At 68.6% G+C, this 8,833-nt stretch carries 7 protein-coding genes and 1 tRNA gene; 6 read left to right on the forward strand and 2 right to left on the reverse strand.

Translation table 11 applies throughout. The features are described from left to right. Position 1: 1 nt before the first annotated feature. Positions 2–1,510: a PucR family transcriptional regulator gene (locus CQY20_RS25820; RefSeq protein WP_097942919.1), complete on the reverse strand. Its 1,509-nt coding sequence runs from the start codon at positions 1,508–1,510 to the stop codon at positions 2–4. Positions 1,511–1,592: 82 nt separating this feature from the next. Between CQY20_RS25820 and speB the strand changes: the two genes are divergently transcribed. The 4 genes from speB to CQY20_RS25840 are packed head-to-tail and all read left to right on the forward strand — an operon-like array spanning position 1,593 to position 6,568. Beyond that, positions 1,593–2,543, forward strand: coding sequence for an agmatinase (gene speB, locus CQY20_RS25825; RefSeq protein ID WP_097942920.1), 951 nt, complete (start codon positions 1,593–1,595; stop codon positions 2,541–2,543). After that, the gene (locus CQY20_RS25830) at positions 2,540–4,117 is read left to right on the forward strand and encodes a thiamine pyrophosphate-binding protein (protein WP_097942921.1); all 1,578 of its coding nucleotides are present in this window, start codon (positions 2,540–2,542) and stop codon (positions 4,115–4,117) included. The genes speB and CQY20_RS25830 overlap by 4 nt, the downstream gene beginning before the upstream one ends. A 10-nt stretch (positions 4,118–4,127) precedes the next feature. After that, positions 4,128–5,582 (forward strand): sodium:solute symporter family protein, encoded by a 1,455-nt coding sequence (locus CQY20_RS25835; RefSeq protein ID WP_174814629.1) that lies wholly within the window; start codon positions 4,128–4,130, stop codon positions 5,580–5,582. A gap of 53 nt (positions 5,583–5,635) precedes the next feature. Further along, complete coding sequence (locus tag CQY20_RS25840; protein ID WP_133119132.1) at positions 5,636–6,568, forward strand: hypothetical protein; 933 nt, start codon at positions 5,636–5,638, stop codon at positions 6,566–6,568. Between the two features lie 5 nt (positions 6,569–6,573). On the opposite strand, the gene CQY20_RS25845 is transcribed toward CQY20_RS25840, so the two are convergent. Next, positions 6,574–6,650: transfer RNA gene (locus CQY20_RS25845), tRNA-Leu, on the reverse strand. Positions 6,651–6,726: 76 nt separating this feature from the next. On the opposite strand from CQY20_RS25845, the gene CQY20_RS25850 reads away from it, so the two are divergent. Together CQY20_RS25850 and CQY20_RS25855 are read left to right on the forward strand one after the other, a co-directional pair. Beyond that, entirely contained in the window at positions 6,727–7,350 is a 624-nt protein-coding gene (locus CQY20_RS25850; protein ID WP_097942924.1) for a two-component system response regulator PdtaR, read from the forward strand. Between the two features lie 120 nt (positions 7,351–7,470). After that, positions 7,471–8,682 (forward strand): branched-chain amino acid ABC transporter substrate-binding protein, encoded by a 1,212-nt coding sequence (locus CQY20_RS25855; protein WP_097942925.1) that lies wholly within the window; start codon positions 7,471–7,473, stop codon positions 8,680–8,682. Positions 8,683–8,833 lie beyond the last annotated feature (151 nt).

Consider the following 8,833-nt stretch of genomic DNA (forward strand, 5'->3'; position numbering starts at 1 on the left):
CCTACTTCGCCGGGCCCGCAGAAACCCGGACAATCTCGCGGGCCCGCAACGCCAGCCACAGCTCGTGGCGGTCCTGCGCCGAGTCCATCCGCCTGCCGGTCAGCCGCTCGACCGTCTCGATGCGGTTCATCATCGTGTGCCGATGCACCTTCAACGCATTGGCGGCCGCCGCGTACTGGCCGTTGTGCTCGAGGTAGGCGGTCAACCCGCGCAGCAGGTCGGCGCTGCGGGTGCTGGCCTCCAGCGGGCCGAGCACCGCATCGGTGAAAGCCTGAAGTGACTCGGCGCCAACGTGATTGAGCAACATCCTGCTGCTGGCGACCTCTTCGGCGTGCAGGTGCCTGCCCTGGATCCGGCTGGCGGGCAGCGCGGAGCGGGCCTGCCGCAGCGACACCGCGACGGCCCCTGGCCGCACCGCGATGCCGATACCGGCGGGCCGGTCGGGTGTCAGCGTCGCGAGCACGCCAGACAGGTCGATGTCCAGCGGCACCACGAGTTCGACGACGTCGTCGACCACCCGGACCAGCGCGTCGGGCAGCGTGGTCAGCAGGTCGGTGGCGAGGTCGTCGGCGTCATCGGGCGCCGCGATCGCCGCGGCCCGCCGATCCGCGTCGGTCAGGCCCAGCGACGCCAGCCAACGTGCGGCCACCGCGTCGTCCACCGTGCCCCGCGCCAACCGGTCGAGCACCTGCGCCCGGCCGCGGCGCTGCGTGGCGTCCAGCCCGTGCCTGCGTTCCAACTCCAGCGACAGCAGCGACACCAGATCGCCGGTGATCTGTTCGGCCGCAGGCAGTTCCGCGGGGCCGTCGATCAGCAGCCAGGCCCGCAGCCGCTGGGCGCCGAGGGCGTGCAGTTCGCGGCGACGGCCGTCGCTGATGTCGGCGGCCGCAGCCGTCAAGCCGTGGTCGCGGATGGAGGCGAGCAGCCCCGACATCCGCTCGACGAGCCGGTCGGCGTCGGGATCGGTCTGCGCGAGCACCCGGCCAAGCAGGTCGACGACGACGCCCGTGCGGCCGGTGGCTTCGCGGTGCGCGGCAAGGATGCCGAGCAGCCCGCCGGGGCTGACCGCGGCGGCGGTCAAGGCGCGCTGCGTCTGCAATGTCTGCTCGAGCGTCTGGCGTTCGGCGCGGGCCCGGTACGCGAACACGGCCTTGGTGACGGCGATGAACGGCACCCCGTCGGGCACGGTCAGCAGCGGCATCCCGAGCTCCTCGGCCGCGGTGACGAGCCGGGCCGGCGCCCGCTGATGCGGGAGGTCGGCGCCGAGCCCAAGCCCGACGGCACGCACACCCGCCTCGTCGAGTTCACGCATGTAGCCTCGGCAGCCGGCGGTGTCGTCGGGCAGCAGCAGGCCGATGGTCAGCAACAGCTCACCGCCCTGCAGCCAAGGACCGGGATGGGTGAGTTCGGACACCGCGGCGGCCTCGATCTCGCGGTCGCCTTCGTCCTGGCCGGCCACCAGCGCCAGGCCGAGCGACGGGTCCTCGAGCAGTTCGGCCACGGTCAGCATGGACACATCGTCGAATTCCGAGCTGCATTTTTCTACCGAATGTCGATATCGGTGTGACCGGCGTCTCGGGAAGCCTTAACCCATGACGTCGCCACACGAGCCGATCGGTCCCGTTGATGCCACCAAAGTGCCGCGCTATGCGGGTCCGCCAACGTTCGCCCGCCTGCCCCGCACCGACCAGGTCACCCACACCGACGTCGCGGTCGTGGGCATCCCGTTCGACTCCGGCGTGTCCTACCGCCCCGGCGCCCGGTTCGGGCCCGGGCACATCCGCGCATCGTCGAAGCTGCTGCGCACGTACCACCCGCGCCTGGACGTCGAGCCGTTCGCGAGACAGCAGGTCGCCGACGCGGGCGACATCGCGGTCAACCCGTTCGACATCGCCGAAGCGATCACCACCATCGAGCGGGCCTCCGACGAACTGCGCGACGGCGGCACCAAGCTGATCACCCTCGGTGGGGATCACACCATCGCGCTTCCGCTGCTGCGCTCGCTGCACCGCGACCACGGCCCGATCTCGGTGCTGCACTTCGATGCCCACCTCGACACCTGGGACACCTACTTCGGTGCGCCCTACACCCACGGCACCCCGTTCCGGCGGGCCAGCGAAGAAGGCCTGCTCGACCCCGAGCACTGCCTGCACGTCGGCATCCGCGGCCCGCTCTACGCGCCGACAGATCTGTCCGACGACCGGGTGCTGGGCTTCCAGGTGATCGGATCCGACGATTTCCAGATCGACGGGCTGGCGACGGTGATCGAGCGGATGCGGGCCCGGCTCGGCGAAGCGCCGGTCTATATCTCGGTCGACATCGACGTGCTCGACCCGGCGCACGCGCCAGGCACCGGGACGCCCGAGGCCGGCGGTGTGACCAGCCGCGAGTTGCTGCATTGCCTGCGAAACCTGGTCGGGCTCAACATTGTTGGCGCCGACATCGTCGAGGTCGCGCCCGCCTACGACCACGCCGAGATCACCGGCATCGCGGCCGCACACGTCGCCTACGAGTTGGTGTCCGTGCTGGCGGCCGGCTCGTGACCGAGCAGCGCAACGGCGGCGCCGCGGTGGTCGAAAGCCTTGCCGCGCACGGCGTCGACACGATCTTCGGTATTCCCGGCACGCACAACCTCGAGCTGTACCGGCACTTCACCGCCAACGGCGTGCGCGCCATCACCCCGCGCCACGAGCAGGGCGCCGGATATGCGGCCGAGGCCTATGCGCGCGTCAGCCGACGCCCCGGCGTGGCGATCACCACGAGCGGCCCCGGCCTGACCAACGCGATGACGGCGGCGGCCACCGCATACGCCGAATCGCAGCCCGTGCTGCTGGTGTCGTCGGGCATGCCCACCGGCGCCGAGGGCCGCGACCTGGGCCAGCTTCATGAGGGCAAGAACCTCAGCGGCGCAATGAATCAGATCGTGGCGTGGAGCCGACGGGTCACCAGCGCCGACGAGGCCGCTGAGGCGGTGACCGAGGCGTTCAGCTTTTTCACCGGCCGACGGCCGCGGCCCGTACACATCGAGATCCCGGTCGACGTGCTCGAGCAGGCCTGGTCCGGCCGGCCGCGGGTCGCCGCCGCGACCGCCCCACCGGCGCCCGATCCAGTTGCCGTCGGTCGCGTCGCCGAACTGCTTGCCGCCGCCGAACGGCCGCTCATCATCGCAGGCGGCGGGGCGGTGGACGCGCAACCCGAGGTGACCGCCCTCGCCGAGGCGCTCGGCGCGCCCGTCGTCACCACCGTCAACGGCAAAGGCGTTGTCGACGAGGCACATCCATTGTCGGTGGGCGCGTCGATCAGGCTGCGTGCACTGCAGAAGACCGCCGCCGACAGCGACGCGCTGCTGGTGGTCGGCTCCGAACTCGGCGACTCCGATCTGTGGGAGGGCCAAATCCGCGGGCGGGTCGTCATCCGTTGCGACATCGACCCCACCCAACTGCACAAGAACTGCCCAGCCGACCACGTATTGCTCGGCGATGCGGCCGCCACACTCCGGGGTCTCATCGAGGCGCTGCCGTCGAAACCTGCTGGGGGAGTCGACCGCTCGGCGCCCCTTCGCGCGGCGTGCCAGGAGGAAGCCGCAGCCGATGCGGGTGTCTACGCCGAGATCAACGCCGCGGTGCGCGCCGCGCTGCCGACCCAGACCATCCTGGTCGGCGACAGTTCCCAGGTCACCTACTTCGGCTCCGTGCACTACTTCGACCTGCCCGGTCCGCGGCGGTTCTGTTATTCACCGGGATACGCGACATTGGGCTACGGGTTACCCGCTGCGCTGGGCGCGTCGCTCGGGAGGCCGGGTGCGCCCGTCGCGGTGCTGCTGGGCGACGGAGCGCTGATGTTCTCGGTTCAGGAGCTGGCGACCCTTGTCGAACAACGGCTTTCGTTGCCGATCATCGTGGTGGACAACGGCGGCTTCCGCGAGATCGAAGACCAAGAGACGGCACGCGGTATCGCGCCCCTCGGTGTTGAGCTGCACAATCCCGATTTCTCAGCGCTCGCCGCTGCGATGGGCGCCAAGGGGATTCGCACCACGTCGATGACCGATCTGTCCGATCACGTCGCCGCCGCAGTCGACGCCGACGGCCCGACCCTGATTCATTTCGACATCCGCTGAGAGGATCACCATGGACATCGCCGTCGTCGCCATCTATCTCGTCGGTATGATCGCTTTCGGGTTCTGGGGAAAACGCAGGGCGACAACTCAATCGGACTTCCTGGTGGCCGGTCGACGGCTCGGGCCGATGTTGTATTCGGGCACCATGGCCGCCATTGTGCTCGGCGGTGCGTCGACCATCGGCGGCGTCGGACTCGGCTACCAGTACGGCATCTCGGGCATGTGGCTTGTGGTGGCGATCGGTGTCGGGATCCTGGCGCTGAGCCTGTTTTTCGCGGGCCGCATTCAGCGGCTGGGTGTCTACACCGTCAGCCAGATGTTGGAACTGCGCTACGGGCCCGGCTCCAGTGTGCTGTCCGGCGTGGTCATGTGGCTGTACACGCTGATGCTGTCGGTCACGTCGACGATCGCGTACTCGACGATCTTCGGCGCGCTGTTCGACATCGGCAAGGTGCCCGCGATCATCCTCGGCGGCAGCGTGGTGATCATCTACTCGACGCTGGGCGGCATGTGGTCGATCACCCTGACCGACTTCGTGCAGTTCATCGTCAAGACCATCGGGATCTTTTTCATCCTGCTGCCGATCGCGCTGTACAAGACCGGCGGCATCGGCGGACTGGCCGACAAGCTCCCCGTCGAGGCGACGTCGCTGACCGCCATCGGCGGCAGCACGATCGTCACCTACTTCGTCGTGTATACCTTCGGTTTGCTGATCGGGCAGGACATCTGGCAGCGGGTGTTCACGGCGCGTAGCCCCGGCGTGGCGCGGTGGGCCGGCGCCGTTTCCGGGCTGTACTGCTTGCTGTACGCGGTGGCGGGCGCGGTGATCGGGATGGCGGCCAAGGTGTTGCTGCCCGCGCTGGAAGCCCGCGACGACGCCTTTGCTGAATTCGTCGAGATGCAGTTGCCGCCGCTGTTGGCCGGACTGGTGTTGGCCGCCGCGCTGGCCGCCGTGATGTCGACGTCGAGCGGCGCGCTGATCGCCACCGCCACCGTGTTCAGCCAGGACATCGTCGCGCGGCTGCGCAACCGCGACATCGAGGCCGGCAGCGAGCACGACCACATCCGCAGCAACCGGTTCTACGTGGCCGGCTTCGGGATCGTCATGGTGCTCATCGCCTGTGCGCTGCAGGATGTGGTGGCAGCGTTGACGATCGCCTACGACATCCTGGTCGGCGGGCTGCTGGTGCCGATTCTCGGCGGCCTGATCTGGCGGCGCGGCACCAACATTGGCGCCGTCACGGCGATGGCGGTCGGCACGGCCGTCACGCTCGTCACGATGATCGTCGTCGGCGACATCTACGCCAACGAGCCGATCTACTTCGGGCTCGCTTCCGGGCTGGTGGCTTTCGTGGTCGCCAGTTTGCTCAGCAAGCCGACCTCGGGCGAGGTGATGGCGGAATGGGATCGGCGAAGCCGGGGCGAACGCACCGCATCCGCACCTGTGACGGATGCGACAATTTAGGGTCCCGTTGTAAAGTGGAGGTTTGCCGATCGGCGACCGTGGGGGGACGAATCGTGGACCGATGGTGGGTGCGTAGCGCGGCAATCGGTTGCGTGTTTGCCGCCTGCACGATGGTCATCGGGCCGGGCTTCGTCGGCACCCCGGTCGCGAACGCCGGCCTGTTCGGGATCGGGCCGGACATCGACATCTTCGACCTGTTCGGCGGGGACGGCCGCAAGCGCTCGGAGAAGTCGAATTCGCATCATTCACGGCCCGACGGCCTGACGACCGTCCAAACGCAGGGCGCGAAGGACGCCAGGGCGGGCACAGGGGTTGCCCCAGCACCGACCGCGAAGGTGGGCAGCGTGAGCGAGGGTGTGCGGACCCGCCAGTTCGCCGCCTCCAGCGCCGACAACGTCAACGTTCCGCGAAGCGCGAACGGCCGGGGCGCGGCGGTCCTCGACGACGAGGAGGGCGGCCGCGGCGACGGCGGGCGCGCGCTGCCCCGCATCAGTGTCTCGGGCCGTGCGGCGAATCTGGCGCCCGTACCCACCGCACCGTCGACCCGCAGCGTCGTGATCCGCGGCACGCGGCCGACGGCGGGCGGCTCCGGCGCGCCGACGGCCGTTTCACCCCAGTCGCCCGTCGTTTCGTCCGCGCCGCAGGCCCCCGTCGCTGCGCCGCTGGCCGCAGCGCCCCCAGTGCCGGAGGCGCCGGAGGGGCGGCCGTCACCGGCAGGCCCACCCGCTCCGTCGATTGAGAGTCCCCCCGCGAAAGATCCTGGGGCGCCGATTGTTTCAGGCATCGGCCGCGTTCCCGATTCGTATCGGGTGGGCTACGCGGAGTATCTGCGGTCGGCCACGACCGGTGATCTCCTCGTCGCGGCGCTGCCGGGCGTCGCGGGCATCGCGGGCTTCACGCTGATTGGCGCCTACGTCGGCTACCGCCAGGCGAGGGCGCTGCAGCAGGCGCTGGTAACGCCGGTGCCGACGCGGATCGTGATGTAGGCAGGTGGTGCCCTCGGTGGGATTCGAACCCACACTGTCTGGGTTTTGAGTCCAGTTCCTCTGCCAGTTGGGATACGAGGGCTCTGTATGCGTGGGTTTCCACCATAGAGGATGCCCCGAAGTCGCTGATTGACCAGCCGACCGCCACAATGGCAGCCATGACCGGCACACCGACTGACGATGCCAAACCGCGCCGCGTTCTCATCGCCGAGGACGAAGCGCTCATCCGGCTGGATCTGGCCGAGATGCTGCGGGAAGAGGGTTACGAGGTTGTCGGTGAGGCCGGCGACGGGCAGGAAGCCGTCGAGCTGGCCGAGAGCCTCAAGCCCGACCTGGTGATCATGGACGTGAAGATGCCGCGCCGCGACGGCATCGACGCGGCCTCCGAGATCGCCGGCAAGCGCATCGCCCCGATCGTCGTGCTCACCGCCTTCAGCCAACGCGATCTGGTCGAGCGGGCGCGTGACGCCGGCGCCATGGCCTACCTCGTCAAGCCGTTCTCCAGCGCCGACCTGATCCCTGCAATCGAACTGGCCGTCAGCCGGTTCAGCGAGATCTCGGCGCTCGAGCAGGAGGTGGCCACACTGGCCGACCGCCTCGAGACGCGCAAGCTGGTCGAGCGGGCAAAGGGTTTGCTCCAAGCCAAGCACCAGATGACCGAACCCGAGGCGTTCAAGTGGATTCAGCGTGCTGCGATGGATCGCCGGACGACGATGAAGCGGGTCGCCGAGGTTGTGCTGGAGACCCTTGACGCGCCGGAAGACGCCGCGCCGTCGGGCTAGCAATGGGCCGAAAACGCGCACCACGGCCATGGGTTGACTATGTTCTACCCCGAAGCGTCAGCGGCTGGCCGTCGGAGCCGGATCGTCGATGCCGATAAAACATTGAGTCGGAGGTGAAGTGTGCGCGGTGGCGTAGCACGGAATGCAGTTGCTCTTGGGAGCGCGGGGTTGGTCGTGCTCAGCATGGCTGCCTGTCAGCAGTCCCAACCCGCAGAGGAGTCTGCGCAGACAGACCTGAAGATCGTCGAGCAGGTGCAGATCGACGAGAACGGTGCCGAGGTCAAGCCCGAGGAAGGCGCAGAGCCCGCCGACCCGGCTGGCGACGGCAAGGCCAAATGCCCGCCCGTCTCAATCGCCATGGCCGGCGCGCTCAATGGTCCGGACGCGGCGCTCGGCATCAACATCAAGAACGGCGTCCAGCTGGCCATCGACAAGCACAACGCCGCCAATCCCGGCTGCCAGGTGCAGTTGAAGCCGTTCGACACCGAAGGCGATCCCCAGAAGGCGACCGCTATCGCGCCGCAGATCGTCGACGACCAGTACACGATCGGCCTTGTCGGGCCTGCCTTCTCGGGTGAGACGAAGGCCACCGGTGGCGTCTTCAACCAAGCCGGCCTGGTAGCGGTGAGCGCGTCGGCAACCAACCCGACGCTCAGCCAGAACGGGTGGCGCACGTTCTTCCGTGGCCTGGCCAACGACGACGTTCAGGGGCCGGCGGTCGCGAACTACATGAAGAACTCGCTGGGCTACCAGAAGGTCTGCGTCGTCGACGACAGCACGGACTACGGCCTCGGCCTGTCCACCGTCGTGCGGGACACGCTGGGTCCGGTCGCCGATCCCTCCTGCAACATCTCGGTGAAGAAGGGCGACAAGGACTTCTCCGCCGCGGTCACTCAGGTCAATGGCGTGAATCCGGACGCCGTGTTCTACGGCGGCTACTACTCGGAGGCGGCGCCTCTCGTCCAGCAACTGAAGGACGGCGGTTTCGAAGGCACGTTCGTCAGCGCCGACGGAACGAAGGATCCGCAGTTCGTCAGCCAGGCCGGTGAAGCGGCCAAGGACGCCATCCTGTCGTGCCCCTGCGGCCCGGCCACCGGCGCGTTCGCCGAGGAGTACCAGCAGAAGTTCAACACGGAGGCGGGCACGTACAGCGCCGAGGGCTACGACCTGGGCACCATCCTTGTCAAGGGCATCGACTCGGGCGCCATCACGCGGCCCGCGCTGCTTGAATTCGTGCGGAACTACAACGGACAAGGCGTGGCTCGCAAGTACCAGTGGTCGCCCACCGGTGAGCTCACCACGAACCTGATCTGGATCTTCAAGGTCCAATAACCCTGTAGCGAAGCGGGGGGGCGGGCGGGGGGCCCGGCCGCGGGGGGGTGGGAAAGGGGTGGGGGGGGGCGCCCCCCCCCCCGGGGGCCGCAGAGCCCAGAGGTGGGGGGGCCCGAAGCCGGGTTTTGGGGCCCAAAAAAAAAGAAATTTT

Source organism: Mycolicibacterium agri (genome assembly GCF_002553505.1).
Classification (GTDB): domain Bacteria; phylum Actinomycetota; class Actinomycetes; order Mycobacteriales; family Mycobacteriaceae; genus Mycobacterium; species Mycobacterium agri.